The sequence below is a fragment of the Ramlibacter albus genome, assembly GCF_014297445.1.
Taxonomy (GTDB): Bacteria; Pseudomonadota; Gammaproteobacteria; order Burkholderiales; family Burkholderiaceae_C; genus Ramlibacter; species Ramlibacter albus.
The window spans coordinates 109,905-134,783 of the sequence record NZ_JACORU010000014.1 but is presented as its reverse complement, the minus strand read 5'-3'; the positions used below and the strand labels follow the sequence as shown (position 1 = coordinate 134,783).

Annotated in this window: 27 protein-coding genes; 14 read left to right on the top strand and 13 right to left on the bottom strand. The window is 67.3% G+C overall.

Annotated features, from left to right (window positions below; all coding sequences use genetic code 11):
- Nucleotides 1-166: 166 nt before the first annotated feature.
- Both H8R02_RS26800 and H8R02_RS26795 read left to right on the top strand, forming a co-directional pair.
- Complete coding sequence (locus H8R02_RS26800; RefSeq protein WP_187084584.1) at nucleotides 167-559, top strand: hypothetical protein; 393 nt, start codon at nucleotides 167-169, stop codon at nucleotides 557-559.
- 81 nt (nucleotides 560-640) lie between these two features.
- Entirely contained in the window at nucleotides 641-1,444 is an 804-nt protein-coding gene (locus H8R02_RS26795; RefSeq protein WP_187084583.1) for a class I SAM-dependent methyltransferase, read from the top strand.
- Here the strand turns inward: H8R02_RS26795 and H8R02_RS26790 are convergent, their stop codons facing one another.
- Nucleotides 1,445-2,725 (bottom strand): amidohydrolase/deacetylase family metallohydrolase, encoded by a 1,281-nt coding sequence (locus H8R02_RS26790; RefSeq protein WP_187084582.1) that lies wholly within the window; start codon nucleotides 2,723-2,725, stop codon nucleotides 1,445-1,447. It lies immediately after the preceding gene.
- A 78-nt stretch (nucleotides 2,726-2,803) separates the two neighbouring features.
- A complete protein-coding gene (locus H8R02_RS26785) occupies nucleotides 2,804-4,216 on the bottom strand; it encodes a S8 family serine peptidase (protein WP_187084581.1) in 1,413 nt (470 codons plus the stop codon).
- Nucleotides 4,217-4,326: 110 nt separating this feature from the next.
- Here H8R02_RS26785 and H8R02_RS26780 point away from each other — a divergent pair, with 110 nt between their 5' ends.
- The 5 genes from H8R02_RS26780 to H8R02_RS26760 all read left to right on the top strand — a co-directional run bounded on the left by H8R02_RS26780 (nucleotide 4,327) and on the right by H8R02_RS26760 (nucleotide 12,502).
- Nucleotides 4,327-5,406, top strand: a complete 1,080-nt coding sequence (locus tag H8R02_RS26780; protein WP_187084580.1) for a hypothetical protein — start codon at nucleotides 4,327-4,329, stop codon at nucleotides 5,404-5,406.
- 19 nt (nucleotides 5,407-5,425) lie between these two features.
- Nucleotides 5,426-10,300 carry an RHS repeat-associated core domain-containing protein gene (locus H8R02_RS26775; RefSeq protein ID WP_187084579.1) on the top strand — a complete coding sequence of 1,625 codons (4,875 nt, stop codon included), beginning with the start codon at nucleotides 5,426-5,428 and terminating at the stop codon, nucleotides 10,298-10,300.
- Nucleotides 10,285-10,881 carry a hypothetical protein gene (locus H8R02_RS26770; protein WP_187084578.1) on the top strand — a complete coding sequence of 199 codons (597 nt, stop codon included), beginning with the start codon at nucleotides 10,285-10,287 and terminating at the stop codon, nucleotides 10,879-10,881. Before H8R02_RS26775 ends, H8R02_RS26770 begins: the two co-directional genes overlap by 16 nt.
- Nucleotides 10,882-10,910: 29 nt before the next feature.
- On the top strand, nucleotides 10,911-11,219 hold the full coding sequence (locus tag H8R02_RS26765; RefSeq protein ID WP_187084577.1) for an MTH1187 family thiamine-binding protein: 309 nt from the start codon (nucleotides 10,911-10,913) through the stop codon (nucleotides 11,217-11,219).
- Between the two features lie 197 nt (nucleotides 11,220-11,416).
- On the top strand, nucleotides 11,417-12,502 hold the full coding sequence (locus H8R02_RS26760; protein ID WP_187084576.1) for a hypothetical protein: 1,086 nt from the start codon (nucleotides 11,417-11,419) through the stop codon (nucleotides 12,500-12,502).
- On the opposite strand, the gene H8R02_RS26755 is transcribed toward H8R02_RS26760, so the two are convergent.
- From H8R02_RS26755 to H8R02_RS26730, 6 genes are all read right to left on the bottom strand, one after another.
- A complete protein-coding gene (locus H8R02_RS26755) occupies nucleotides 12,499-12,741 on the bottom strand; it encodes a hypothetical protein (protein ID WP_187084575.1) in 243 nt (80 codons plus the stop codon). The genes H8R02_RS26760 and H8R02_RS26755 overlap by 4 nt on opposite strands.
- Entirely contained in the window at nucleotides 12,738-12,965 is a 228-nt protein-coding gene (locus tag H8R02_RS26750) for a hypothetical protein (RefSeq protein WP_187084574.1), read from the bottom strand. Before H8R02_RS26750 ends, H8R02_RS26755 begins: the two co-directional genes overlap by 4 nt.
- Nucleotides 12,966-12,972: 7 nt before the next feature.
- A complete protein-coding gene (locus tag H8R02_RS26745) occupies nucleotides 12,973-13,173 on the bottom strand; it encodes a hypothetical protein (RefSeq protein ID WP_187084573.1) in 201 nt (66 codons plus the stop codon).
- Between the two features lie 148 nt (nucleotides 13,174-13,321).
- Nucleotides 13,322-13,543: a cold-shock protein gene (locus tag H8R02_RS26740; protein ID WP_187084572.1), complete on the bottom strand. Its 222-nt coding sequence runs from the start codon at nucleotides 13,541-13,543 to the stop codon at nucleotides 13,322-13,324.
- Between the two features lie 205 nt (nucleotides 13,544-13,748).
- Nucleotides 13,749-14,093, bottom strand: a complete 345-nt coding sequence (locus H8R02_RS26735; protein WP_187084571.1) for an antibiotic biosynthesis monooxygenase family protein — start codon at nucleotides 14,091-14,093, stop codon at nucleotides 13,749-13,751.
- The gene (locus H8R02_RS26730) at nucleotides 14,090-14,404 is read right to left on the bottom strand and encodes an NIPSNAP family protein (RefSeq protein WP_187084570.1); all 315 of its coding nucleotides are present in this window, start codon (nucleotides 14,402-14,404) and stop codon (nucleotides 14,090-14,092) included. The genes H8R02_RS26735 and H8R02_RS26730 overlap by 4 nt, the downstream gene beginning before the upstream one ends.
- An 84-nt stretch (nucleotides 14,405-14,488) precedes the next feature.
- Between H8R02_RS26730 and H8R02_RS26725 the strand changes: the two genes are divergently transcribed.
- The gene (locus H8R02_RS26725) at nucleotides 14,489-15,199 is read left to right on the top strand and encodes an ArsR/SmtB family transcription factor (RefSeq protein WP_187084569.1); all 711 of its coding nucleotides are present in this window, start codon (nucleotides 14,489-14,491) and stop codon (nucleotides 15,197-15,199) included.
- On the opposite strand, the gene H8R02_RS26720 is transcribed toward H8R02_RS26725, so the two are convergent.
- Together H8R02_RS26720 and H8R02_RS26715 are read right to left on the bottom strand one after the other, a co-directional pair.
- Entirely contained in the window at nucleotides 15,193-15,759 is a 567-nt protein-coding gene (locus tag H8R02_RS26720; protein WP_187084568.1) for a methyltransferase family protein, read from the bottom strand. The genes H8R02_RS26725 and H8R02_RS26720 overlap by 7 nt on opposite strands.
- Nucleotides 15,760-15,770: 11 nt before the next feature.
- Nucleotides 15,771-17,279, bottom strand: coding sequence for a winged helix-turn-helix domain-containing protein (locus H8R02_RS26715; RefSeq protein WP_187084567.1), 1,509 nt, complete (start codon nucleotides 17,277-17,279; stop codon nucleotides 15,771-15,773).
- Nucleotides 17,280-17,418: 139 nt separating this feature from the next.
- Between H8R02_RS26715 and H8R02_RS26710 the strand changes: the two genes are divergently transcribed.
- The 3 genes from H8R02_RS26710 (at nucleotide 17,419) to H8R02_RS26700 (ending at nucleotide 19,509) form a co-directional block, all read left to right on the top strand.
- Nucleotides 17,419-17,712: a DUF2917 domain-containing protein gene (locus tag H8R02_RS26710; protein WP_187084566.1), complete on the top strand. Its 294-nt coding sequence runs from the start codon at nucleotides 17,419-17,421 to the stop codon at nucleotides 17,710-17,712.
- Between the two features lie 53 nt (nucleotides 17,713-17,765).
- Nucleotides 17,766-18,596, top strand: coding sequence for a class I SAM-dependent methyltransferase (locus tag H8R02_RS26705; RefSeq protein ID WP_222622658.1), 831 nt, complete (start codon nucleotides 17,766-17,768; stop codon nucleotides 18,594-18,596).
- Between the two features lie 67 nt (nucleotides 18,597-18,663).
- Nucleotides 18,664-19,509, top strand: coding sequence for a hypothetical protein (locus H8R02_RS26700; RefSeq protein ID WP_187084565.1), 846 nt, complete (start codon nucleotides 18,664-18,666; stop codon nucleotides 19,507-19,509).
- A gap of 12 nt (nucleotides 19,510-19,521) precedes the next feature.
- Here the strand turns inward: H8R02_RS26700 and H8R02_RS26695 are convergent, their stop codons facing one another.
- The gene (locus H8R02_RS26695) at nucleotides 19,522-19,944 is read right to left on the bottom strand and encodes a VOC family protein (RefSeq protein WP_187084564.1); all 423 of its coding nucleotides are present in this window, start codon (nucleotides 19,942-19,944) and stop codon (nucleotides 19,522-19,524) included.
- A gap of 112 nt (nucleotides 19,945-20,056) precedes the next feature.
- Between H8R02_RS26695 and H8R02_RS26690 the strand changes: the two genes are divergently transcribed.
- Genes H8R02_RS26690 through H8R02_RS26680 form a run of 3 tightly spaced genes read left to right on the top strand, consistent with a single transcriptional unit; the run spans nucleotide 20,057 to nucleotide 23,120 of the window.
- Nucleotides 20,057-20,923, top strand: coding sequence for an NAD(P)-dependent oxidoreductase (locus H8R02_RS26690; protein WP_255429574.1), 867 nt, complete (start codon nucleotides 20,057-20,059; stop codon nucleotides 20,921-20,923).
- Nucleotides 20,924-20,976: 53 nt separating this feature from the next.
- Entirely contained in the window at nucleotides 20,977-21,654 is a 678-nt protein-coding gene (locus H8R02_RS26685) for an RraA family protein (RefSeq protein WP_187084562.1), read from the top strand.
- A gap of 32 nt (nucleotides 21,655-21,686) precedes the next feature.
- Nucleotides 21,687-23,120: an amidase gene (locus H8R02_RS26680; RefSeq protein ID WP_187084561.1), complete on the top strand. Its 1,434-nt coding sequence runs from the start codon at nucleotides 21,687-21,689 to the stop codon at nucleotides 23,118-23,120.
- 4 nt (nucleotides 23,121-23,124) lie between these two features.
- On the opposite strand, the gene H8R02_RS26675 is transcribed toward H8R02_RS26680, so the two are convergent.
- Entirely contained in the window at nucleotides 23,125-23,676 is a 552-nt protein-coding gene (locus H8R02_RS26675; protein ID WP_187084560.1) for an ankyrin repeat domain-containing protein, read from the bottom strand.
- Nucleotides 23,677-23,720: 44 nt separating this feature from the next.
- On the bottom strand, nucleotides 23,721-24,872 hold the full coding sequence (locus tag H8R02_RS26670) for an aminotransferase class V-fold PLP-dependent enzyme (RefSeq protein WP_187084559.1): 1,152 nt from the start codon (nucleotides 24,870-24,872) through the stop codon (nucleotides 23,721-23,723).
- Nucleotides 24,873-24,879: the final 7 nt, after the last annotated feature.

Below are 24,879 nucleotides of genomic sequence, written 5' to 3'. Positions count from 1 at the left end.
GTGCGGCGGGTGCGCCGCGCCGATTTCTTTGCCATCGAAAACTCCTGTCGCCAGCCTTCCACGGCCGGCATCATGCACGGAGTTTCCACTGAAGACGCTGTTCAGATTTCCGGAGCCACTTCTGGACGCCGCAATTCGCGGTAGCAGTAACCGAGGAGTCAGAGGGATGAAAGCAGTAGCCGCGATCACGGCGATCAGTGTTTTCCTGGGAGGGTGTGCAACGGCGTCGAAGGACGTTGCAACGGCCTATGTCTCGCCGCTGCAGTACCAGAACTACGACTGCGACCAACTGGCCGCAGAATCGCAGCGACTGAGCGGCCGCGCGCAACAGCTTGGCGCGCGGTTGGATGAGGCAGCGGCAAACGACAAGGCCATCACCGGTGTCGCATTGCTGTTGTTCTGGCCTGCTGCGTTCGCGTTGGGTGGCACCAAGACGCAGGAGGCGGAGTACGGCCGCCTCAAGGGAGAGGCGGAGGCGATCCAACAGGCCGCCATTGCACGCAAGTGCTCCGGTATCACGCCGGGTACGCCGGCGACGCCGGCACCGGCAAAGTCCTAAAGTCTTACGCACGCCCGGCCCGCGCGACGACGCGGCCGGGTGCTCCAACTTGCGAATTCGACTTCGGCGTAAGCTTCGCGGATGATTGAACGCAGCCGACCCATCACTCTCGCGCCGCTCCTCTTTGCGGCCGCACTGCTTTCCGCGTGCGCAACACCAACTGTCGACGTCCATCAAGCGCAACAGATCATCGCCTCCCCAGACCGCGCCCCCGGCGACCGCATCAACGACCTCCGCCGCAAACCCGCCGACATCCTCGCCTTCCTCGCCGTCCGCCCCGGCATGACAGCCCTCGACGTCAGCGCAGGCCGCGGCTACACCAGCGAGCTGCTCACGCGCGCCGTGGGCCCCACCGGCAAGGTCTACGCGCAGACAGCGCCGCGCCGCGAAGCCGCCCGCCCACCCGCCCAACCCGAAGGCGCCGCGGCACCGCCCCCACCCACCCCGGCATCCCCCATGCCCACGCTCGCCGAGCGCACAACCAGGTTCCCCAACCTCATCGCCATCCAGCGCCCCTTCGAAGACCCCGCCCCGCCCGAAGCCGAAGGCAAGCTCGACCTCGTCACGCTGATGTTCAACTACCACGACTTCGGCCATCTCGGCGTGGACCGCGCGCGCACCAACGCCGCCATCTACAAGGCGCTGAAGCCGGGCGGCGTGTACGTCATCGCGGACCACTCGGGGCGGCCCGGCACGGGCATCAGCGAGTCGGGCACGCTGCACCGCGTGGAGGAGGCGTTCGTGCGGCGCGAGGTGGAGGCGGCCGGCTTCCGCTTCGCCGGCTCGGGCGAGTTCCTGCGCAACCCGGCGGACCCGCGCGACCGCAACACGCCGGAGCCGCCGATGCCGAAGGACGAGTTCGTGCTGAAGTTCGTGAAGCCGTAGCTACCGCACGCTGAACGGCGACTGGTACGGCCGCCCCGACGCCACACCCGCCACAACGGTCCCCACCGGCTTCAGGTACATCCGCCCCTGCCGCGTGTTGTTGCGCGTGTCGACGAACGACACCGGCCCCTCCACGATTTCCAGGATCGACAGGTCAGCCGGCGCGCCCACCTGCAGCGTGCCGTGCTTCGGGATGCGCGCGATCACGCGGGCCGGCGCGGCGGTGGCCATGCTCACCACTTCGGGCAGCGTGAACCCCATGCCGAGGAACTTGCTCATCACCCACGGCAGGTAAGGCATGCCGGGCGTGTTGGCCGAGAACACGTGGATGTCCGACGAAATCGTGTCCGGCGGGCAGCCCTGCGCGATGGCCGCTTCGGCCACGGTGTAGTCGAAGCTGCCGCCGCCGTGGCCGATGTCGAAGACGACGCCGCGGCGCTTGGCCGCGAGCGCCGCGGGCAGCAGCTTGCCCTCCTGCACGATGTTCGTGAACTGCCCGGCGTTGTTGGGCGCGCCGCTGTAGCAGTGGGTCAGCACGTCGCCCGGGCGCATCGTGTCGAGGATCTGCGTCATCAGCGCGCTGTCCTGCACGCCGCCGATGTGCACCATCACCTTGGCCGGCACGCCGGACATCTGGCAGGCGGCGATGGCGCGCTTGAGCGGCTCGATGCCGTGGCGCGCGATCACGTTCTCGCTCATGCGCACCTTCACGCCCAGCACGATGTCGGCGTTCTCCGCCACGGCGCGCGCGGCCTGCTCGGGCTGCGCGAAGTCGATGTTGAACAGCTCGGGCACCGGGAACGAGACGAGCCCGCCCAGCGCGATGTGCACGAAAGCGAACTGGCGCGTGCGCGCCGCCGGCACGATGAAGCGGCGGAACGCGGGGAAGTTGTGCGCGCCGCCGTCACCCGCGGACACCGTGGTCGTGGTGCACTGGTGCGCCAGCAATTCGTCCGGCGGGATGCCGATGGCGGAGCCGTACGGGAACGTGTGGCAATGCAGGTCGATCAGGCCGGGCGTGACCAGCTTGTTGCCGGCGTCGAGCACGCGTTGCGCACGCTCGGGCGCGATGGTCGGCGCTATTTCCTCGATGTGGCCGTACCGCATCCCGATGTCGCGCTTGCCCGAGAGGTTCTGGCTGGGGTCTAGCACGTTGGCGTTGCGCACGAGCAGGTCGAACTTGTCGTTCGGGCCCATCGCTGCGTGCGAGATACCGGGCCATGCGCCGATCGCGAATGAACCGCCGGCCGCGAGCAAGGCTCGCCTGGAAAGCTCCGCCATGATGGCTCTCCTTGAGTCCCGGTTGTGGGCAGGCGACTATGCGCCTGCGGTATTCGCGCTGTCAAGACGAGGGTGCGCCTAGAAATTCGGCAGGCGGACGCGACGCAACCCGGTGCCATACGGGCCGCTGATCGGGGCGCCGGTGCTGAATAGATACGCGGCAATGTTGGCTACAGGCGCGCCGGGTACCTGCGCCTTCACCATGGCGAACAGGCCCGCCACGTGCGGTGCGGCCATGGACGTCCCGCTCATCGACCCATAGGGATAGGCAACATCGCCAGCCGCGTACGAAGTGGAAGACGTGATCGGGTCCCCCGGCGCCATCAGGAAGTAGCCGCCGAACAGCGCCGGGTCCGCCATGTTGGAGAACCAACTCAGCTGGCCCGAGGCATCGTCCGTACTCCCGACCTTGATCACTCCGCTCAGGCAGCCGGGAAAGGTGATCCGGTCGCGAAACCCCTCATTGCCGGTAATCGAGACGACGGGAACAGTCATGCTCGTGAGCCTTGCGATGGAATCGGCATACGACCACCCGAAAACCGCGCCGTCACAAGGTCCGGTGAACTGCTTGAATGAGCGCAAGCTCATGTTGACCGTAACGTTCGACAAGCCCATTTGCCATGTCAGGCCGAGTGCCGGGGCCAGGTCTGCGTCCAGGTAGACAACGATGGCCACGCGCACAGCTCCATGCTTCCTCGCCGCCTCCAGAGCCGCGGGGTCGAGGATTGGGGGCTCGACTTCGTTGGAAGAAGCAAGGCGGAGCCCGCGGACGTCGTCGTGCTCGATCAACGCGAGGAGCCCTTCCATGTTGATTCTCAAGTGGAACATCGGGCTGCCCTGCGAAGCTGCCCGTGCTTTCGCCGCGGCGAGGTCGAGAACTCCTGAATCAGGCAGCCGGCCCAGCATCGATGCGCGCTTGGCCGCGATCTCCGCAGCCTGCGCGCGGTCCGGCCGATGCGCAACGCGGCCGTCCGGTGCAACGTCGAACTCGAAGTTGTCAAGGTTCTGCGCCACCTCGACGTCTGCAAAGCCTCGCTGCTGGATTTCCGCTTCGATTTTCGACAGACGGCCATCCGCGCGGTAGACGCTGGCCCGCAGGTCGTTTGTGGGATCGCGAGTGAAGCTGGCGGCGTTCCTTGTTGCAGCCAATGTCTTCAAACCCTTTGCCGTGACATGCAGGCCGATCTGACCGAGCCCGTTGCGCCAGACCGTGGAGCGCAGCACTTCAGTACCAAGCTCCTCGAGCAGTGCGTCTTCTCGCGCCAGCAACGCGGCACGCAAGGCAGCCGAGTGCTTGTCCGGGGACTGCAAGGGCACGTCGAGCCCCAGGTCCATCATCACGCGCACGTACTTGCGCGCGGCAGCCTCCCTTTCGAGTGCAGTGATTTCTTTCGTGTCGTGTGAAGCGGCTTGTGCCGCGTTGAAGGTGGCCAGGACAGCGCCAATGACAAGCGCGCCGATGCGCGCGGGACTACTCAGGCCGTTTCTCATGCGAGTTCCCTCTTGTTGGTGCGGGGCGCACTCTACCAACGGTTGCTATCCATGCGCCTCCCTACTTAGGTATGGGTACGGAACCGCATTCGCGAAGGTTCAATCGCGGCATGCGGACGAACCACTTCACAGCCTTCCTCGTCATAGCCCTTGTTGTTTCCTGCGGCGGTGGCTCGGACTCTTCCGACGACAGCGCAGCTGCCGCCTCCGCCTGCTGCAAGCCTGCGGCCCAAGCGGCGCAAGCAGCAACCGGCACGCAACCTGCCGAGCTCGATGGGCTCTTCACCTGGGCCCAGGCTCGCTTTCCCTCGCTCTTTCCTGGCAACCCCGGGACTGCAAGCGGCCCCGAGTACGACCTGCGCTACTACCCGTCGTCGCAATTGGCGCTGGCAACTCGCAATGGCGGCGTGTACGTCATGGGCACGGTCACCAATAACCAGCCGATCTTTGTCGGGTGGCGGTCCAGCTTCCCGCCCATGTCTCCCATGTGGTACAGGCCCGTCTTTTATGACGCGGACTCGAGCGTTTCAGGGTTCACCGTGATCCGCGACGCGAATACGCTGCGCACGTTCTGGCGACAGCTGGCACCGTCGGCGCCGCCGGACATCAACTTCTCCGACGACATGCTCGTTGCACTCATGGGTCGGAACAGCCGCGGCTGCGGCGCGGCCGTGGACCGTGTGGAAATCGTCGGCGGCGTGATGCGCGTGAGTTATGTGGATGGCGGGGCGAACCTTTGCCCGAACGGCTTTTATTCCCCCGCACAGGTTGTTGCGGTGCCAAGGTTCGAAGGGCGCGTCGAGTTCGTACGCGTCACTGAAGTCGACTGGCAGCAGATCCTGCGCAACCCCACGGGCACGTGGGGTCCCGAGTTCCGCACGATGGTGATCTCCGACACGAAGCAGTGGGAAGCCGTTTGGGCCGAGCGGCACGCCGCGTATGCGCCGATGCCGCCGGTGCCTTCGATCGACTTCGCGAGGCGCATGGTGGTCACGGTGCATCTGGGCCAGGCGAGCTGGAGTTGCAGCGCCCCGGCGATACCGAAGATCGTCGAAAGCGAAAGTGCCCTCACCGTGTACTACCGCGAGTCGCCTCCCATGGGTGGCGGCTGCCCCGGGGTCTACGTCGACCGCACCGTGTTCGCGACGATCCCACGCACGACAAAACCCGTCCGCTTTGTAGCGGCTTGACACCCTGAGGGAGGAAACCATGGCATTGCGCCAGGAATGCGCGCGCACTCGCGCGCTTGTCGTCTTGATCGAACTGCTGGTGTTTGCGCTGCTGTGGGTTGCAGCTCCGGCTGTGTACGCCGAAGGCTATGTACCGGCGAAGTTCACCGAATGCCCGGGCCGTGGTTACCAGCTCGGGCAGTTCATCGAAACCGCCGCGTGTACCGAGGTGCAGACCTGCACGAAGGCGGGTGGCAACGGCACCATCTTCGCCGGCGGCCTGAACGGCAGCGGCAATCACTACTGCGTCAACAGCGCGGGCACCGGCTTGCTGCAGATGCCTTGGGTGAGCTACGGCTGGCCCGGGCCGCCGCAGTGCCCGGCGAACTCCACGATGGAGGTCGACCCGCTCAGTCGCTCGAAGGCGACGTGCCGCTGCGCTGAGGGCTTCGATGCGGTCGGCGATCAATGCGAACCGCGAACGCCCATCCTCATCGAGCTGATCGGCCGCAGCCGCACCAAGGCGTTGCCCGCAGGCCCCGCGCTGCCCATCGTTGCACGCGTCACGCGCGACGGGCAGCCGTACCTGCGCGCGGGCAACGAGATCGACATTCGGCTCAATGGCAAGCAGGTGGCGGCGGACTGGGGGCCGGAGCTGCGCTTCACGTACGTGCCGGGCAACGTGCGCGCGGAAGACACGCTCACGGCCGTGTGCACCTTCTGCAGCAACACCGCGGTGAAGGTGGTGGTGGTGGAGCCGTGCGAGGTGTGCGAGAGCGTGGGCAACCCGATCCGCGGCAACGGCGAGAAGGTGCAGGCCGAGACGGACTTCACTGATGGCTCGCCGCATGGGCTGGACTTCGTGCGGCACTACGGCAGCCAGCGCAGCTACCAGGACGGGCTGGGGACACGCTGGTCGCACAACTGGGCAGCCACTCTGGTGGTTGCGGGCGATGAGGCTCGTGTGGTGCTGGGCACCGGCGAGACGGTGCTCTTCACGCGCAGTGGCTCCGGCCAACCGTGGGCCTCGGACGACCGGCGCGACCAGCTGGCGCCAACCGCAAACGGCGCGGTCCTGATTCGCCAGCACGACGAGAGCCGCTGGGAGTTCGACGCGAACGGGCGGCTGCAGTCCATCAGCGCGCGCAACGGCTGGCGTTACGTGATGACGCGCGACGCTGCGGGCCAGTTGACGCGCGTGACCAATGCGTTCCAGCGCAGCCTGGGCTTCGAGTACGCGAACGGGCGGTTGATGCGCGTGACGCTGCCGGACGGGCAGGTTGTGAGCTTCACCCACGCCGGCGAGTTAACCAGTGCGACGGGTCCGGGCTCCGGCACGCGGCAGTATCACTACGAGAACCCTGCGCTCCCGACCGCCCTCACCGGCATCAGTGACGAGCGCGGCGTGCGAGTTGCGACCTTCACCTTCGACAGCACGGGGCGCGCAGTCGGCACCGAGCACGCGGGCGGCGCGGACAAGTTCAGCGTGGCGTACCAGCAGCCGGCGCGTGCGGCGACCATCACACGCGGAGCAGTCGACCCCAGCCTGTTCCTTTCCGTCGCGGACATCAAAGACCCTGCGGATGGCACGCAACGGCGGACATGGACCGGTGGTGACGGCCAGGTGCGGATGGTGGGCAGCAGCAGCCCGGCAGGCGGCCTCGGCTATTCCAGCCGGTCCGCCGAAGCCCTGCCCCTTGTCGAAACCGACTTCATGGGCGTGCAGACCACATACACATGGGACGCCGCGCGTCAGCTCAAGACCTCGATCACCGAAGCGGCGAACACGCCGCAGGCACGCACGACGCAGATCCAGTGGCACCCCACCTTCCGCCTGCCCGTGCTCGTCACGCAGCCGGGACGCACGACGGCCTACCAGTACGACGCGCTGGGCAACAAGCTCGCGGAGACGATCACGGATACCGCGACTGGCGAGGTTCGCACTTGGCGTTGGGAGTACGGCCCGAACAACCTGCCCACGAGCATGCGCGACCCGCGTGGTGGTGTCTGGCGCTACGCGTATGACTCGGCGGGTAACAAGACCAGCGTCACGGATCCGCTGGGCGCCACAACGCGATTTGTATTCGACGCCGCCGGGCGCGTGCTCTCGCAGGTGGAGCCGAACGGGCTCGGGACAACGAACACGTTCGACTCGCGAGGCCACCTGCTCACGCAGACGCGTGCGGGGGACACCAGCCGCTACACGTACACCGCTTCGGGCCAGCTCGCGAGCGCCGAGCTCCCGACCGGCCTTTCCGTTTCCTATTCGTACGATGCAGCAGGTCGGCTGGTGGGTGCGGCGGACAACCGGGGCGCAACCATCACCTATACCTTGAGCCCCGGTGGGCACCGCATCCGCGAAGAGGTGAAGGACTCGGCCGGCAACATCGCGCTGGTTACTGGCCGCGCTATCGACACGCTCAACCGCGTGGCGGCCATTCAAGGCGCAAGCGGCGCGAGCACCCAGCTCTCGTACGACAGCAATGGCGAGTTGGTCGCAGAAACCGACCCGCTGAACCAGACCACACGTCACACGCTCGATCCGCTGCGCCGCCCCGTCGCGACCACCTTCGCCGACAACGCGAGTGTCGCGCAGGCCTGGACGCCGCTGGACCAGCTGGCAGAGGTATCGGACGCCAAGCAGGTGAAGACCGCCTACTCCGTCAATGCGTTCGGCGAGACGGTGCGCGAGAGCTCACCCGATATCGGCACCCTCACCTTCAAGCGCGACGCCAACGGTGGCGTCATCGAGACCACCGACGCGAAGGGCCAGGTCACCCGCATCACGCGCGATGCGCTGGGCCGGCCGGTTTCGATCCGCTACCACGCGGGCAGCGTCACGACCTTCACCTACGACAGCGCGGGGTACGTCCTGAAGATCGAGGACAGCTCCGGCAGCACCACCTTCACGCGTGACCTGGAGGGCCGCGTGCTCACCAAGACGGTGGTGATCAACGACAACCCCTCCAACCCGACCCGTTTCACCATCACCTATGGGTACACGCGCGGGGAGCTCACGAGCATTACCTACGCGTCAGGGCTCAAGGTGTTCTACCGCCGCAGCCTCGGGCAGATCACGGGCATCGACGTACTGGAGCCCGGGAAGAACAAGGCGACGGTTGCGTTCGTCAGCAACCTCGTTCATACACCGCTCGGACAGCCCAAGAGCTGGACATGGAGCAACCGCGACAGCGCTAGCCGCACCTTCGATGCGGACGGGCGCATGGTGTCGAACGAGTTCGCGCGGTACTCCTATGATGCGGCCGGCAGAATGGTCGGCATCACCCAGGACCTGTGGGCGACGCGCACCGTCGTGAGCGGTACGACGACCACGACGGAGTTGTACAAGGCGCCGATTGCGTGGAAGGCCGGCTACGACAACCGCAATCGGCTCACGTCCTTCGAGCGCGATGGGGCGAAGAGCGCTTACACGTATGACGCCAACTCGAACCGGCTCACTTCCGTGGAGACGCAAGGCAGCGATGTCGACCTCGAAGGCACCTTCGACCAGCCGAACCTCGCGCAAGCCGCCAACCAGTCCCTGAAGATCGACGCGAGCAGCAACCGCCTTCTCGGCTTCACGCAAACGCTGACTCGCACGCAGAGCGGACAGCCCGTCTCGACAACGAGCAGCACGGTCAACTACGCCGTGGACGAGAACGGGGCAATGGTGAGTGACGGGTTGCGGACGTTCGAGTACGACGACTCGAACCGGCTCGCGAAGGTGAAGGTCGTCAAGGACGGCGAGGCAGCGAGCGTACGGTACCTGCACAACGCGCTGGGCGCGCGGGTGTTCAAGAGCGAGCCGGAGGTCGAGCAGACCCTTCCCAACGAATCAGAGCTGGGCAACAGCTTCACCAACTGGCTTCGCAAGAACTTCGGCTGGCTGTTTGCGCAAGGGAAGAACAAGGCGAGTCTCGGGCAGGCGTTCGTGTACGGGGACGGCGAGATTCCCGCGTGGGCGCTGCTGGGTGAGTACGAGAACGGTACGGCCAACAGCAAGGGGCCTGCCGAGTACGTTTGGCTCCCGATTGCGGGCGGCTCGGCGATTCCAGTTGGTATGCACCGCGACGGAAAGCTGCACGTGTTGCATACGGACCACCTCGGAACACCCCGCTTTGTGACTGACGGCGCAAAGCAGGTTGTCTGGCAATGGCCCTACTCGGCCTTTGGTACGTCACCCCGCACAGGCGTGCTTTCGACAACAACATCGAACGGTTCGACTCGGCTCAAGGTGACGAAACCAGTGGTCGAGGTGAACGTGGGTCAGAGCGGGCAGTACGCGGACCCCGAAAGCAAACTGGACCAGAACTATGCTCGTTCGTACTGCGCCGCATGCGGACGATATGCGCAGCCCGACCCTCTGGGACTCGAGCCGGGCTCCAACAGGTACACCTATGGTGACCTGGACCCGCTTCGCGTCGTAGACCCGTACGGCGAATCGGGGACGCTGGCCTTCTGCTTCGGTGGCCCTGCCGCGTGCGCGATGGGCGTCGCCGCCACCGCAGTCGGCGTCTACATGGCGTCGTCCGCCAAAGACAAGGCAAGAGCAAGGCCAGCTCCTGCATCGAAGGATTGCTGCACGACCTGGAAGAGGCTTTACAGCCACAATCCCAAACACAAGGCAAAAGGCAGATGGGAAGGCCGCACTTGGATTGCGCCCGGCCCGGATCCCGTCCTTGCCGCCCAGGCACTACAGACTGCTGTTCCAGTTAACGGGGACCCGACAGTCCTCGTCGGCTACATCGGCGATATCGTGATCCAGTTTCACATGCATTACCAGGATGATGCGAACTGCGAGCGGGTCTATCATGGCTTCATCATTTCAGACCAACCCGTTCCCCCGCAGCAACGAGTCAGCAACACTGCAAAGAGCAACAACTTCCCAGGAACAGACAAGTGGCCTTGGCGTTGAGAACCCATGAACTGATCGTCGTTGCCTTTGAGATGAGCAGCGCAAACTTGCTGTTCACAGTGAACCTTTGGGAGTCGGTCGCCCAGACCCTGTTCCGACGCAGCGCCGGCCCGTGGTCGCCTGAGCTGGCCTACCTCGAAGGCAGCATCGAAGTGAACCTACCGGGGTCACCCATGCAGTTGCAGTTGATCTCGGGTAGCGATGCGCCCCCTTTGCACATCCTGCTCCCTTCACTCGAGCGAAGAGTCATGGAAGCCCAGGAACTGCCATTTGGCGCCAGTCGAGGGAAAGTCTCAAATCGGATCAGCGAGCTGTGGAAGAAGCTCGGTGAATCGCATCAGGCATCTGAACGAGCACCTGAGCTCGATGCTCTCCAGAATTGCTCGCTAGCTGAAAGTGCGAGCAGCCGCTTGTGCTACTACAAGGCCGGGGACGAACATTTGCTTGAGATTGCGACGAACGCGCATCCCTTCGGCGTCGTGTTGGAGGTCGTGCCGCCTGACGAATTCGCGACAGCAATTCGGGAGGCCTACCAGATGCTTTCAAGTCGAGTCTTGTTTGAGGTCGAGCGAACCCCATAACCCGCTAAGGGGCGATTACCATCACCCCCATGGTCCTCCTCGAATTCGCCATGACGCCCACCGCCAAGGGCGCCTCCTTCACCCCCTACGTCGCCCGCATCCTCGACGTCATCGACCGCAGCGGCGTGGCCTACCAGCTCACGCCCATGGGCACCATCCTCGAAGGCAGCTTCGACGAAGTGATGAAGGTGGTGGGCGACTGCTACCGCGCCCTCGAGCCCGACTGCCCGCGCATCGGCATGAACCTGAAGATGGACTACCGCGCCGGCAACGAGTCGCGCCTCAAGAGCAAGGTGGACTCCGTGGAGAAAGAGCTCGGTCGCAAGCTCCGGACTTGAAGTGCCCGCGCGGCTTGCTACAGTTCGCGCTTTACCCCCACACAAAGAGGCCACACCATGCCCAAAGGCGAACAACGGAGCAACAAGATGGCCAAGAAGCCGAAGAAGGACAACTCCCCGCCCAAGGAGTCCACTTCGGACCGCCCCACGCCCCCGATGACGACGGTCATGCCCAAGGGCAAGCTGAAGAACAAGGGTTGAGGGCCAGCTACGGCTGGTTCAATTACGAACCGGCACCGCACCGCATCACAAGGCCCGCCACGGGCCAGCGCCTCACCATCGCGCCGTCAAACGGCAGTGAAGAGGCCTTCGACGTCACGTATGCGGACGCCGATTTCCAATGCCCGCTGCGCATCGTCGTCGTCCGGCGCGAGCACTACCTGCCGTTCCGCACGCTGGAGTACCCGGCGTGGTTCTCGGAGCCGCGGCATTACGGCCACTGGCGGCGCGTCGATGAATTCCTCGTCGACGCGCTCCTGTGCTGGCCGGTGATGGCCGGCGAACCCGCGGCCACGGGGCTGACGATCATTGGAGGCTGGCGAAGCGGCAAGTGGCAGCCGCATCTGAAGCGCGGCTTCAGGGGCGGCTGGGCGGCCACGCAGGCAACCAAAGAGCGCCCTTACACGGTCGCGGAGCCCGCACTCATCCCGCTCGACTTGCCGATGCCGCCGCAGTGGCGCGTGGTCGATGTCGATTGGCCGCGAACCGAAGCGCGGCTCGAGTCCGTGCGGCACGAGAACGGCGTAGCCATCCTGCCGCGCGGCGAGCGAGTGTCGGGATTCCAGGGCCGCGTGCCCTTCCTCGCGCGCGAGGACGGCGCGGCCTTCATCTTCTTCTCGAAGCTGGAGCCGCAGACGTATCGCGACGGCGAGCCCGAGACGCACCTGCACTACACGTACGTCGACGAGGATTTCTTCTTCACGTTCGCGAGCGCGCCGCGCTGGTCCCTGTCGCTGGGCCTCGATTCCGATTACGGCTACCGCGTGACGCCACCGCCACGCGAGGTGTGGCCGGCGGACATGTACGGGAACCTGCAGCCCTGGGACGCAGCGGTCCGGGGCTTCTCCTGGCTGGGCTATCGCGCGTGGCGCCGCGTGTACGACACGCTGCACGATGCGTGGCCCGCGTGGGGGCCGACGCCGCGGCCGGTGAAGGTGGGGCCGGAGGTGAACCTGCCGGCCCATTACGGCCGCATCGGCTACATCGGCAATTACGGGCCGGGCACGAGCCACGGCTATACGGCCGGCATGCCCGACTCGGGCTACACGGCCTGGTACCTCTAGAAGTCCGCCTGGGCTTCCATCGCGACGGCCCACGCGCCCCAGGCTTCGTCGGTGGCACGGCGCGCGGCCATCCAGTCGAGGAATTCCTTGGTGTCGGTGGGCTTCAGGCCGTTCTGCTCGCGCTCGATCGCGGCACGCGCGGTGCTGAAGCGGGCGTAGGCGGCCTCTTCGACCTCGTCGCGCTTGAGGGCGGCCGCTTCGGCGGCGACGACGTTGGCAGCGGCGCGCGCGGGCGTCATGCCGGCACCCCGATCCACTGGTTGCCTTCGGCGCGCGCGTAGTTCGCGGCGGAGAGGTGGTCGCGGAAGAGGCGCGTCAGGCGCAGCACGCGGTCGGTGGTTGCGCTGCCGCTGCCGGAGCGGATGGAGACCGAGGCGGCGATCCAGCCGTTGTCCAGCAAGCGCGTGAGCGGGGAGATGAGGTACTTGCCCACGGTGTGCGGGCTGTGTTGGTTGTGATGCATCTGGTTCTTATTTTCCGTTGCTGCCTGCGAACTGCGCAGGGCTTCGCGCCGCGGCGTCCTTGAGCATGAGGTCGAGGACCGAGTCGACGCCGTGGCCGGAGCGTTGCCCCGGCGGCTGGGTCGATTCGGCGTCGATGGCTTTCGCCTCGACGATGACGGTCTCGACGACGTCAGGGCCACGGCCCTTCAGGTGGGGATGGGATTGCATTGGGGGGCTCCGCGAGGTGCATGACTGAGACCTGTGGGAGCGCTGCCAACGCTTCTGCCGACTCGAGGCACTAGGGGAGCCGGCCAGGGAAAGTGCTTCCAGTCTACTCCCGCGGTGCGCGCTTGTGGACAGGGAGGTGTGTAACGCTTCAGGCGATCGGCAGGATGTTGGACGCCTGCGGGCCCTTCTGGCCGTCGGTCACGTCGAACTGCACGCGCATGTTCTCGGTCAGCGTCTTGTAGCCGCTGGTGCCCTGGATCTCGCGGAAGTGCGCGAACAGGTCCTTGCCGCCGCCGTCGGGCGTGATGAAGCCGTAGCCCTTGCTCTCGTTGAACCATTTGACCGTGCCGGTCTGTACGGGGTTGCTCATAGTTGAATCTCCAAAAGGGAAGTTGCCGGGGCCAGAAATCAGCCACGGTGCGAACGGCAAGATGTGGATCGGGAGTTTCGACTACGAGCCGCCCGTAGGGCAGGCAGCGTCGAGGAGGAGAGACCTAATGGACTGGTCTGTGACGTCAGCAGGTATGCATCATACGCTGTTGTTGTGGTTCGTGCTTGCGCGCGCCAACGACGAGCTATGTGTGGCGCTCGCGTGAGTCAGCCGGTGCCTCTGCACGTTCGTTCATTCCATAGTCGCGCAACACGGCCGCGACTCGCAACCGGTAGTCGTCGAAAGCCGTCTCGCGCCCGAAGGCCTGCGTCCTGCGGTGTGCCTCGACATTGCGCCAGCGCGCCACCGCCTCTTCGTCGCGCCAGAAGCTCAGCGACAGCAGCTTGCCCGGCGTTGTGAGGCTCTGGAAGCGCTCGACCGAGATGAAGCCGTCCATCTTCTCCAGTTGCGGGCGCAACGCCGCGGCTGCGTCCAGGTAAGCCTGCTGCTGGCCCTCGCGGGGCACCACTTCGAAGATCACTGCGATCATTTGCCAACCTCCACTTGTTCGCAGAACGTGCGCTCCTCGCGCAGGATGAAGCGCAACCGCTGCGCCATCCCGAAATTCTCGCGGCCTTCGGGGTCGGCCTTCAAGCGGGCGCGGTAAGCCTCGTAGTCGGCCAGGCTGTCGAAGCCGATCAGCCCCCAAGCGATGTCGCTGGTGCCTTCGTGCGGCAGGAAGTAGCCCAGCAGCCGCCCGCCGCAGCGGGGGATGATGCGGCACCAGTTCCCGGCATAGGCCTTGAAGGCTTCGCGCTGGAAGGGGTCGATCTGGTAGCGGATGAAGCAGGTGATGGTCATGGCGGCCATCTTGCTGCCGGCGTGGCACTCGATGCTTCGTTGCGCAGCGAAGTGTTTGCCGCCCGGCTTTGGCACACTCGCATCATGAACACCAACCAGATCGCGCATGTGGCCGCCCTCATCGGCGAGCCGGCGCGCACGGCGATGCTGGTGGCGCTGATGGATGGGCGCGCGCTGACGGCGAATGAGCTGGCAGCCGCCGCGAATATTGGCGCGGCTACCGCAAGCCGGCATCTCGGTTTGCTGGTGGAAGCCGGCCTGCTGCGCATGGAAGCCCAGGGCAGGCATCGCTATCACCGGCTGGCCTCTCACGACGTGGCGCGCGTGCTCGAAGGCATCATGCAGCTCGGCACGCAAAAGCCGCGCCCCGTGGCAACCGGCCCGCGCGACGCGAGCATGCGGCTCGCGCGCACGTGCTACGACCATCTCGCCGGCCGCATCGCGGTGGCGATGGCGCAGAAGCTGGTGGATGACGGCGCCGTGGTCATCGAGGACGACACGGCGCAAGTCACCGACGGCGCCGCGAAGGTGCTCACGCCACTCGGCATCACGCGCGACATGCTGCAAGCCGACGGCGGCGCGCGTCGTCCCGCGTGCCGCCCGTGCCTGGACTGGGGCGAGCGGCGCATGCACCTGGCCGGGCGCTTTGGCGCGCTCATGTGCTCGCACTGCATCGAACAAGGCTGGCTCGCTCGCAAGCCGAAGTCGCGTGCGCTCGACCTCACGCCCGCCGGCGCGAAGGCGCTGCGCAACTGGATGGGGCTGCAGCGCTGGGGCGACGTCGCCGGTCAGTGAATGAACGGCACGAGCCGCGGCACGCGCTTGCTGTACTCGTCGTAGTCGGGCCCGAGCTCCTCGCGCAGGAAGCGTTCTTCGTGGCGCGCCTTGATGCTCATGAACACCGCGTACAGGACCGCCAGCGCGATCGCGAGCGGCCGCGCGCGCACTGCCGCCCACGCGAAGCCCGCGAGGATGGAGCCCGTGTAGATCGGGTGGCGCACGATGGCGTACGGGCCCGTGTCCACGACACGGTGACCTTCCTTGCGCGCGACGCCCGCCGACCACAGCGCGCCGAGGTGGATGCGCGCCCACCAGCAGAACGCGAACGCCGCCGCGCACACCGCGACCAGCAGCCAGTCGATGACGGGCATCTCGGCCCACAACCGTTCGTGCGTCCACGGCCAGGCCCATCCCGCAAGCACCAATGCGAGCCCCGCCGCAGCACCCGCGCCATAGAGCGGCCGCAATGGACCGGGCGCCATGCTGCCCACCGTCTGCCCCGCCCACGCAGCCGCAACCACCCAGCTGAGCACGAACAGGCCGCACAGGATCATCACCGCGTCGGATGCAGGCATCGCGAGTCTCCTCAATCACTCCACAGCGGCCGCAACGCCTGCGCCGCACGCTTGCCGTGCGAACGCGCCACCTCATCCAGCGTGAGCCTGGGGCGCAGCCGCCGCGCCAGCGACAACGCGGCGCGCGCATCGTCGCCCTTGCCCATCGCGGCAAGCAGCGTGGCTTCGAGCACGCGCGTCAGGTACAGCTGCGGGTCGCGGCGGCTCGCGGCCCGGGCTTCTTGCAATGCCTCTTCCAGCTGGCCGCTGCGCAGCAGGAAGCCGCCCACCAGCCACGACCAGAACCCCAGGCGCCGGTCGCGCGGGCTGATGCGCATCGCATGGCGCATCCTCGCGAGCCCCTCGTCCGTCTCGCCCAGCACGCACAACGACGCGCCGTACGCGACGTGCGCCTGCACGTTGCTCGGGTCGAGCTCGAGCGCCCGCTGCAGCAGGTCCATGCCGCGCTCGCGCTCGCCGAGGTCGCACATCGTGCAGCCCGAGTAACCCAGCACCTCGGGGCTTCCGGGGTCGTGCGCCACCGCCAGCTCGGCCCAATCGATCGTCTGGCGCGTGACTTCATCCGTCGCGTCGATCAGCGCGACGTTGCAGGCGATGGCCGTGAACAGCGCATGCAGGCTGCGGGCCAGCGCGAACTCCTCGTCGATCTCGACCGCCTTGCGCGTTTCCGCGCGCGCCAGCGCCATGGGCTCCTCGTTCCAGCCACCCTGCGCGATGGCGGCCACGCCGCTGCGGTAATGCGCCCAGGCATCGAGGTTGTCCGGGCGGCGGCGACGGATGGCGGCGAGCTCGGCACGGTCCAGCTCGGGCTCCAGTTCCATCAGCACGCGCCGCGCGATCCCCTCCTGCAGGTCGGCCGCATCGTCGTCGCGCGCGGCTTCGAAGCGGCCGTCCCACAGGACCACGCCGGTGCTGCCGTCGATGAGGCGCGCCGTCACCTTCAGCAGCGTGTCGCCGCGCAAGCTGCCTTCGACGAGGTAGCGCGCACCCAGCTGCTGTGCCACCTCCGGCAGCGAGGCACCGGGGCGGTAAAGGAACGACGAGGCACGCGAGATCACGAGCAGCCCGGGCCTGCGCGCGAGCAAGGCCACAAGGTCTTCCGCCAGGCCGTCGGCCACCAGCCGCAGCCGCGGGTCGGCGTCCAGCACGTCCAGGCGCAGCACGGCGACCGTGGGCTTGTCCTCGGCCGCCATCGGCGCCGGCGCGGCCGCAGCCGCGGGGCCGTCCTGCAGCGGCAACGTGAACCGGTAACCCTGGCCCGAGATCGTGGCCACGGCAGCGGCACCCAGCAGCTTGCGCAGGGCGGACACCTGGACGGTGAGGTTGTTCTCCTCCACCACGGTGCCGGGCCACACCCTGTCCATCAGCTCGGCCTTGGTGACTACGCGCTCGTGCCGCTCCACCAGGCATTGCAGCAGGTCGAAGGCGCGGCCTCCCAGCGGGACCGCCTCCGCGCCGCGGAACAGTTGCCGCTGATGCGGCCTCAATTCGAATTCGCCGAACCGGTAGTTGCGTTCCATGCGCCTGTGCCCCAGCAGGTCCGCCGCAGTCTGCGCGAGTTAGGAATTTTTAGCAAACGTTCAGGCGCGGTTTCAGGACATTTGGCGGACCGGCGGCCAGACTGCTCCCATCGACACCCGCACCAACCCGGAGACCGCCATGACCTACCTGATCGCTCACCCTGCCATCGCGCTGCACAACTTCATCGCGGCAGTGGCACGCGCTTCCCGCACACCGGCGCAGCCCGCCGTCTACGACATCGCGGCGCGCGAAGTCCAGGAGATCCGCCGCGCTGCCGGCCGCACCGTGCGCTGCACAGCGGGGAGCGTGTGGCTGACCCAGGACGCTTCGCAAGACGACATCGTGCTGGAAGCCGGCCAGTCCTGGCGCTGCACGGGCCGCAGCCGCGTGCTGGCGCAAGGCCTCGGCGGCGCGCGCGTCGTGGTTTGCTGAATGCGGCGCGAAGACGTATCGTCACCCACCCTGCAACCGAAAGGAGCCCGACAGTGACCACTCCCGCGACGAACCCCAACAAGGCCCTCTGGGAAAAGGGCGACTTCACCCAGGTCGCCGCGTCGATGCGCGAGAGCGGCGAGGCACTCGTGCGTGCAATCGGCGTATCGCCGGGTCTGAAGGTACTGGACCTCGGCTGCGGCGACGGCACCACCGCCCTGCCCTCCGCGCAGCTCGGCGCCGACGTGCTCGGCGTCGACATCGCACGCAACCTCGTCGAAGCCGGCAATCGCCGCGCCGCGGCGGCGGGCCTGAAGAACCTGCGCTTCCAGGAGGGCGACGCCAGCGACCTCTCGCCGCTGGAAAACGGCAGCTTCGACCTCGTCGTGAGCATCTTCGGCGCGATGTTCGCGCCCAAGCCCTTCGACGTCGCGCGCGAGATGGTGCGCGTCACGCGCCGCGGCGGGCGCATCGTGATGGGCAACTGGATCCCCGGCGACCCGACGCTCGTCGCGCAGATCCTCAAGATCAGCGCGGCCTACACCCCGCCGCCGCCCGAAGGCTTCATCAGCCCGGTGACCTGGGGCGTGGAAGCGAACGTGAAGGAGCGCTTCGGCGCAGCCGGCGTGGCGGAAGGCGACATCCGGTGCGAGCGCGACACGTACACCTTCCATTTCGCGGGTACGCCGCCGCAGTTCGTCGACACGTTCCGCCGCTTCTACGGCCCCACCATGAACGCCTTCGACGCTGCCGAGAAGAACGGCAAGGCGGACGCGCTGCGCCAGGAACTGGAGGCGCTCTTCACTGCCCAGAACCAATCCACCGAAGCAGGGCGCACGAAGATACCGGCGACGTTCCTGCGGGTGACGGTCAGCGTGCGGTGACGCGCAAGGGGTAGGCTCGCGCCCGCCGTCACGGTATAAACCTGCCCATCCAACATGGAGGGCGCGCATGACCGGTCCGGTCAAGTGGGTGGTGCAGGTGAACAGCGGCGCGGTGCGCTACGCCAACGGCACGCAGCCGGGCGACTCGTCGTTCCAGGATTCGCTCAAGGTGCTGCGCGACAAGCGCCGCGCGCTCGGGCTGGCCAAGCCGGTGGGCGTGATCGCGGCGATGGCGGTGCTCGCGGCGCTGGCGTTGAAGTGGCCGCTATGGATCGTCGGGCTGATGGTGGTGGCGGGCGGCGCGGCCACGTGGTTCGCGCACGAGCACGACCTCGCGCGACGCACGGCGGTGATGCAGTACGAGCTGGACCGCAACGTCAGGGACGCGTACGCGCGGCTCGTCACGGCGGCCAAGGCGATCGCGGCCTGCAATGGGCTCTGGCAGCTGGTGCCGGCCACCATCGGCGGCGGCAAGGAGCGCGCGGGCTTGTCGATGCACTTCAGCGCGCCGGAGTTCCTGGTCACCAACGTGGACAGCTTCTCGATCGCTTGGAGCGGCCACACGATGCACTTCTTCCCCGACCGCGTGCTGGTCTACGAAGCCGCCAACGCGCACGCCATCAGCTACCGGCAGCTCACGGCGGTGTGCCGCACGATCCAGGTGGCGGAGGAGAACACGCCTCCGGACGACGCGAAGGTGGTGGGGCAGAAGTGGCGCCACGCCAACCCGGACGGCACGCGCGACACCAACCACCCTGTCAACCGCGAGCTCCCGCTTTGCGAATACGGCGAGATCGAGTTCAAGGCCACGGACGGGTTGCACGAGACGCTGCAGTGCTCGCGCCTCGGCGCGGCGCACGAATTCGCGCATGCGCTGCGCACGGTGGCGAGCCTCGTGCCGGACAGCGCGTAGCCAGCGGCCTTGCTACTGCGGCGGCTGCATCATCCCGCCGCTCACCATCCAGCTGGTGCCGAACCTGTCGGTGAGCATGCCGAAGGTCTTCGCCCAGAACGTGGGGCCCATCGGCATGACGACCGTGCCGCCCTCTTTGAGCGCATCGAACGCCTTCTGCGCGGGCGCCTCGGTGTCGTACCAGAGTGAGAGCGCGAAGCCGCCCATGGGCTTGTGCTGGCCCGCCGGCGAGTCGCTCGCCATCAGGTTGCGGCCATCGAGCAGCAGGCTCGCGTGCATGATGCGGTCCTCCGAATCCGCCGGGCACTGGTGCGGTGCCGGCGACTCGCTGTACTTCATCATGGCGGTGATCTTGCCGCCGGTGACGCGCTCGTAGAAGCGCATGGCCTCCGCGCAGTTGCCGTCGAAGAAGAGGTAGCTGTCGAGCATGGGCATGTGGGTTCTCCTTGGGTTGTGCATTTCCACGACGGACGGCACCGGGCGGTTTCGACATGCAGCGGATCAGGGAAAACCCGGCCTCGCCACAAAGGATCGGACAATGCCCGCCATGAACCAAACGAAGCGCATCGGTTTCATCGGGCTGGGCTCCATGGGTGCGGGCATGGCGCATTGCCTGCTGCGCAAAGGGCACGCGCTGCGCGTGTACGCGCGGCGTGCGGATGTCGCGAAGCCCTTCGCGGATGCAGGGGCGCAGGTCGCCGGTTCGCCGGCCGCGCTAGGCGGCGATTGCGACCTCGTCTTCCTGTGTGTCTCCGACGCGCCCGCGGTCGAGGAGGTGCTGTTCGGCGCGCAAGGCCTCACCGGCACGCTCGCGAGCGGCGGCGTGGTGGTGGACACCAGCACCATCGCCGCCACGGACGCGCGCCGATTCGGCGAGCGGCTGGCGGCCAAGGGCATCACGCTGCTCGACGCGCCTGTCAGCGGCGGCCAGCAGGGCGCGCGCGACGGCACGCTCGGCTGCATGGTCGGCGGCCCGAAGGACGTCGTGGACGCGTGCCGCGAAGTGATGGGCGCGTTCTGCAAGACGATCACGCACGTGGGCGAGCTGGGCGCGGGCCAGACCGTGAAGGCCTGCAACCAGGTGGCCGTGTCCGCGTGCCTGCTCGGCGTTGTGGACGCGATCGCGCTCGCGCGTGCACAAGGCATCGACCCCGCGTTGATGCGTGACGTGCTGCTCACCGGCAGCGGCCGCAGCGTGGCGCTGGAGAGGCAAGCGCAACGCATCATCGACGGCGACTTCAAGCCGGGCTTCCGCGCAAGCCTGATGCGCAAGGACCTGCGCATCGCGCTCGAAGCGGCGAAGGCGACCGGCACGGTGCTCAACGCCACGCCCGTCGTGGAAAAGCTGCTCGACGACCTTTGCCGCAACGGCGGCGAGGACGCCGACTGGATCGCGATCGCCCGGCGGCGGTGAAGCTCCAGGGGCTATGCTCCAGGTTCTTTCCATCCAACGCAGTTGAAAAAATCATGATCGGTTTCCAGGTCAGGAAGCGCCAGCGCAAGGTCAGCGACAAGTTCGTGGCCGCGTTCGCCGAGATCCCCGTCGCCAACGTCAGCGATTGCATGTGGCGCATGACCGCGGGCGGCCCGCGCCTGCGGCCGATGCACGACGGCAGCCGCATGGGCGGCGCGGCGATCACGGTGAAGACGCGCCCCGGCGACAACCTGATGATCCACAAGGCGCTCGACGTCGCCGAGCCGGGCGACGTGGTCGTGGTGGACGGCGGCGGCGACCTCACGACGGCGCTGATCGGCGAGCTGATGTCCACTTACGCGATGTCGCGCAAGCTGGGCGGGCTCGTCATCAACGGCGCGATCCGCGACGTCGACATCATCCGCGCCGCGAGCTTCCCGGTGTACGCAGCGGGTGTCACGCACCGCGGCCCGTACAAGGACGGCCCCGGCGAGATCAACGTGCCGATCGCCATCGACGGCATGGTCATCGAGCCCGGCGACCTCATCATTGGCGACGCGGACGGTTTCCTCTGCGTCCCGTTCGCCGAGTGCGAGACCGTCCTCGCCGCCTCGCAGAAGAAGCTGGCGGCCGAACAGCAGACCTTGAAGAACATCGCCGCCGGCACGCACGACACCTCGTGGGTGGACGAGCGCCTGAAGCAGCTGGGCTGCGACCCGGCCGCCCGATAGCCAGCGCTGCGGCGCGAGGGCATGATGGCGGCATGACCGCCGTCACCGACCTCGACGCTTCCCAGCTGTCCCAGCGCATCCACGCCCGCGACGTCTCGTGTCGCGAAGTGATGCGCGCCTACCTCGACCGCATCCACCGGCTCAACCCGGTGTTCAACGCGATCGTGAACCTCGCGCCGGACGAAGCGTTGCTCGCGCAGGCCGACGTGTTCGACACCGAGCTCGCGCAGGGGCGCTCGCGCGGGTGGCTGCACGGCATCCCGATCGCGATCAAGGACGCGGCGGACGCCAAGGGCTTCCCCACGACGCGCGGGTGCGAGCTGCTGGCCCACAACATCGCCGACCGAGACAACGTGATGGTGGCCCGGCTGCGATCCGCGGGCTGCATCGTGATCGGTAAAACCAACATCCCGGAGTTCGGCCTCGGTTCGCACACGTTCAACACGCTCTTCGGCGCGACGCGCAACGCGTGGGATACCCATGTGACCGCGGGCGGCAGCAGCGGCGGCGCCGCCGTGTGCCTCGCGCAGCGCATGCTGCCCATCGCGGACGGCTCGGACTTCATGGGCTCGCTGCGCAACCCCGCGGGCTGGAACCACGTGTTCGGCATGCGGCCCACGCAAGGCCGTGTGCCGAATGGCCCCAACCCCGACGTGTGGGTGGACCAACTCTCCACGGAAGGCCCGATGGCGCGCACCGTGGAAGACCTCGGGCGCATGCTCGCCACGCAGTCGGGTTTCGACGAGCGAGTGCCGCTGTCACTGCAGTCCACGCTGCACGTGACGGGCGAAACCAGCCTGCAAGGCGTGAAGATCGGCTGGCTCGGCGACCTGCGCGGCTACCTGCCCATGGAAGACGGCGTGCTCGACGCCTGCCGCGACGCGTTGCGGCACATGCAGGACGCAGGCGCCGTCGTCGAGGACATCGAGCTCGGCTTCGACCCCGAACCGCTGTGGCACGCGTGGCTCAGCTGGCGCCGAGCCCTCACCGGCCCGCGCGTGGAGCCACTGCTCTCGCGCCCCGGCGCGCGGGAGAAGATCAAGCCCGAAGCGCTGTGGGAGTACGACCAATCGAAGAGCCTCTCCTTCCTCGACTTCATGCACGCGAGCCAGGTGCGCACGCGCTTCTACCAGCACCTGCTCACGGTGTTCGAGAAGTGGGACGTGCTGGCGCTGCCTTCCGCGCAGGTGTGGCCGTTCGACGTGAACGAGCGCTGGCCGAAGGAGATCGCCGGGCGCAAGATGGACACCTACCATCGCTGGATGGAGGCGACGATCTACGCGACGTTCGCGGGCCTGCCGGCGATCAGCGTGCCGGCCGGCTTCCATGCCCAGCGCGGCTGGCCGATGGGGCTGCAGCTGGTTGCGAAGCACAGCGCGGATGCGTTCCTGCTGCGCGTGGCGGCAGGTTACGAAGCGGTGCGGGGTGATTTCCTGCGGCGGCGGCCGCCGGAACGCGGCGCCTGAGTGGTCAGCGAGCGCCGGCGGTGCGCAGCACCTGCGCGACGCGCTGCTGGTTGCGTTGCACGGCGTGCTGCAGTGGCGTCACGCCTTGCCGGTCGGGCAGGTTCACGTTCGCGCCTCGCGTCACGAGCATCTGCACGATCTCGACGTAGCGCGGGCTGCCGTCGCCCAGGATCACGGCCTCGAGCAGCGCCGTCCAGCCGAGGTTGTTGACGTGGTCCACGTCGATCTTCGTGGTGAGCAGCAGGCGCACGGTGTCCACGTGCCCGTGGTGGCAGGCGGGGATGAGCGCCGTGCCACCGTAGCGGTTGGTGCTTTTGAGGTCGGCACCGGCGGCGATGGCCGCCTGCGCGATCTCGGTGAGGCCCTCCGCGCCGGCGTAGAGGAAGACGCTGTCGCGGATCTCGTCCTGCCAGTTGACGTCGGCGCCACGCGCGATGAGCGACAGGGCCAGCGGCGTGTTGCGGGCCTTGGTCGCGGCGAGCGCTGCGCGGTTGAGGGATTCGTCGGCCATGGCGGTGCCGGCGAAGGGCACGAGCAGTAACGAGCGGCGTCGCATGCCGGGATGGATTGCGGGTCAAGCCCGCAATGACAGCCTCTGGCTCACGCAGCCTTGGCGGGCGCCGTAATGCCCAGCCGGTCCAGCGCCGCAGTCAGGTGCCCGACCGTGCGGTCGACGTGGTGCCACTTCTCCAGCCCGAACAGACCGATGCGGAACGTCTTGAAGTCCGCGCCTTCGTCGCACTGCAGCGGCACGCCCGCGGCGGTCTGCAAGCCCTCGCCGAGGAATTTCTTGCCGCTCTGGATGTCCGGGTCGCTCGTGTAGCTCACCACCACGCCCGGCGCCTTGAAGCCGTCGGCGGCCACGCTCGCGAAACCGCGGCTCTCGAACAGCGCGCGCACCTTGCGGCCCAGCTCCTCCTGCTCCGCCTTCACCTTCGCGAAACCGTAGTCGCGCGTCTCGACCATCACCGCACGCAGGCGCGTGAGCGCATCCGTGGGCATGGTGGCGTGGTACATGTGCGCACCGGACTCGTAGGTCTCCATGATCTGGAGCCACTTCTTCAAGTCCATCGCGAAGCTGTTGCTGGTGGTGCCGTCGAGGCCCAAGCGGGCGCGCTCGCTCATCACCACCATGGCGCAGCAAGGCGAGCTGCTCCAGCCCTTTTGCGGTGCGGAGATCAGCACGTCGATGTTGCAGGCCTTCATGTCGACCCACATCGCGCCCGATGCGATGCAATCCAGCACGAAGAGGCCGCCCACCTCGTGCACCGCTTCGCCAACGGCGCGCATGTAGTCGTCGGGCAGGATCATGCCGCTGGCCGTCTCGACGTGCGGCGCGAAGACCACGGCGGGCTTCTTCTCGCGGATCGCTGCGACCACTTCGGCAACGGGTACGGGTGCCCACGGCGCCGTCGGGCCGGTGCCCTGCTTGCGCGCCTTCAGGATCGTCGCCGACGCGGGGATGTTCCCCATCTCGAAGATCTGCGACCAGCGGAAGCTGAACCAGCCGTTGCGGATGACCAGCACGTCCTTGCCCGTCGCGAACTGCCGCGCGACCGACTCCATGCCGAAGGTGCCGCTGCCGGGCACGAGCGCGGTGCTGTGGCCGTTGTACACCTCCTTGAGGATGCCGGAGATGTCGCGCATGACGCCGCCGAACGCGCGCGACATGTGGTTGAGGGCGCGGTCCGTGTAGACCACGGAGAATTCGAGCAGGCCGTCGGGGTCGACGTTGGGCAGCAGTCCGGGCATGGTGCTT

What these genes read in the sequence shown, in the direction of transcription:
- H8R02_RS26800 (WP_187084584.1), top strand. Translation starts at nt 167, where the DNA reads ATGAAAGCAGTAGCCGCGATCACGGCGATCAGTGTTTTCCTGGGAGGG.
- H8R02_RS26795 (WP_187084583.1), top strand. Translation starts at nt 641, where the DNA reads ATGATTGAACGCAGCCGACCCATCACTCTCGCGCCGCTCCTCTTTGCG.
- H8R02_RS26790 (WP_187084582.1), bottom strand. Translation starts at nt 2,725, where the DNA reads ATGGCGGAGCTTTCCAGGCGAGCCTTGCTCGCGGCCGGCGGTTCATTC.
- H8R02_RS26785 (WP_187084581.1), bottom strand. Translation starts at nt 4,216, where the DNA reads ATGAGAAACGGCCTGAGTAGTCCCGCGCGCATCGGCGCGCTTGTCATT.
- H8R02_RS26780 (WP_187084580.1), top strand. Translation starts at nt 4,327, where the DNA reads ATGCGGACGAACCACTTCACAGCCTTCCTCGTCATAGCCCTTGTTGTT.
- H8R02_RS26775 (WP_187084579.1), top strand. Translation starts at nt 5,426, where the DNA reads ATGGCATTGCGCCAGGAATGCGCGCGCACTCGCGCGCTTGTCGTCTTG.
- H8R02_RS26765 (WP_187084577.1), top strand. Translation starts at nt 10,911, where the DNA reads ATGGTCCTCCTCGAATTCGCCATGACGCCCACCGCCAAGGGCGCCTCC.
- H8R02_RS26755 (WP_187084575.1), bottom strand. Translation starts at nt 12,741, where the DNA reads ATGACGCCCGCGCGCGCCGCTGCCAACGTCGTCGCCGCCGAAGCGGCC.
- H8R02_RS26750 (WP_187084574.1), bottom strand. Translation starts at nt 12,965, where the DNA reads ATGCATCACAACCAACACAGCCCGCACACCGTGGGCAAGTACCTCATC.
- H8R02_RS26745 (WP_187084573.1), bottom strand. Translation starts at nt 13,173, where the DNA reads ATGCAATCCCATCCCCACCTGAAGGGCCGTGGCCCTGACGTCGTCGAG.
- H8R02_RS26740 (WP_187084572.1), bottom strand. Translation starts at nt 13,543, where the DNA reads ATGAGCAACCCCGTACAGACCGGCACGGTCAAATGGTTCAACGAGAGC.
- H8R02_RS26735 (WP_187084571.1), bottom strand. Translation starts at nt 14,093, where the DNA reads ATGATCGCAGTGATCTTCGAAGTGGTGCCCCGCGAGGGCCAGCAGCAG.
- H8R02_RS26730 (WP_187084570.1), bottom strand. Translation starts at nt 14,404, where the DNA reads ATGACCATCACCTGCTTCATCCGCTACCAGATCGACCCCTTCCAGCGC.
- H8R02_RS26725 (WP_187084569.1), top strand. Translation starts at nt 14,489, where the DNA reads ATGAACACCAACCAGATCGCGCATGTGGCCGCCCTCATCGGCGAGCCG.
- H8R02_RS26720 (WP_187084568.1), bottom strand. Translation starts at nt 15,759, where the DNA reads ATGCCTGCATCCGACGCGGTGATGATCCTGTGCGGCCTGTTCGTGCTC.
- H8R02_RS26715 (WP_187084567.1), bottom strand. Translation starts at nt 17,279, where the DNA reads ATGGAACGCAACTACCGGTTCGGCGAATTCGAATTGAGGCCGCATCAG.
- H8R02_RS26710 (WP_187084566.1), top strand. Translation starts at nt 17,419, where the DNA reads ATGACCTACCTGATCGCTCACCCTGCCATCGCGCTGCACAACTTCATC.
- H8R02_RS26700 (WP_187084565.1), top strand. Translation starts at nt 18,664, where the DNA reads ATGACCGGTCCGGTCAAGTGGGTGGTGCAGGTGAACAGCGGCGCGGTG.
- H8R02_RS26695 (WP_187084564.1), bottom strand. Translation starts at nt 19,944, where the DNA reads ATGCCCATGCTCGACAGCTACCTCTTCTTCGACGGCAACTGCGCGGAG.
- H8R02_RS26690 (WP_255429574.1), top strand. Translation starts at nt 20,057, where the DNA reads ATGAACCAAACGAAGCGCATCGGTTTCATCGGGCTGGGCTCCATGGGT.
- H8R02_RS26685 (WP_187084562.1), top strand. Translation starts at nt 20,977, where the DNA reads ATGATCGGTTTCCAGGTCAGGAAGCGCCAGCGCAAGGTCAGCGACAAG.
- H8R02_RS26680 (WP_187084561.1), top strand. Translation starts at nt 21,687, where the DNA reads ATGACCGCCGTCACCGACCTCGACGCTTCCCAGCTGTCCCAGCGCATC.
- H8R02_RS26675 (WP_187084560.1), bottom strand. Translation starts at nt 23,676, where the DNA reads ATGCGACGCCGCTCGTTACTGCTCGTGCCCTTCGCCGGCACCGCCATG.
- H8R02_RS26670 (WP_187084559.1), bottom strand. Translation starts at nt 24,872, where the DNA reads ATGCCCGGACTGCTGCCCAACGTCGACCCCGACGGCCTGCTCGAATTC.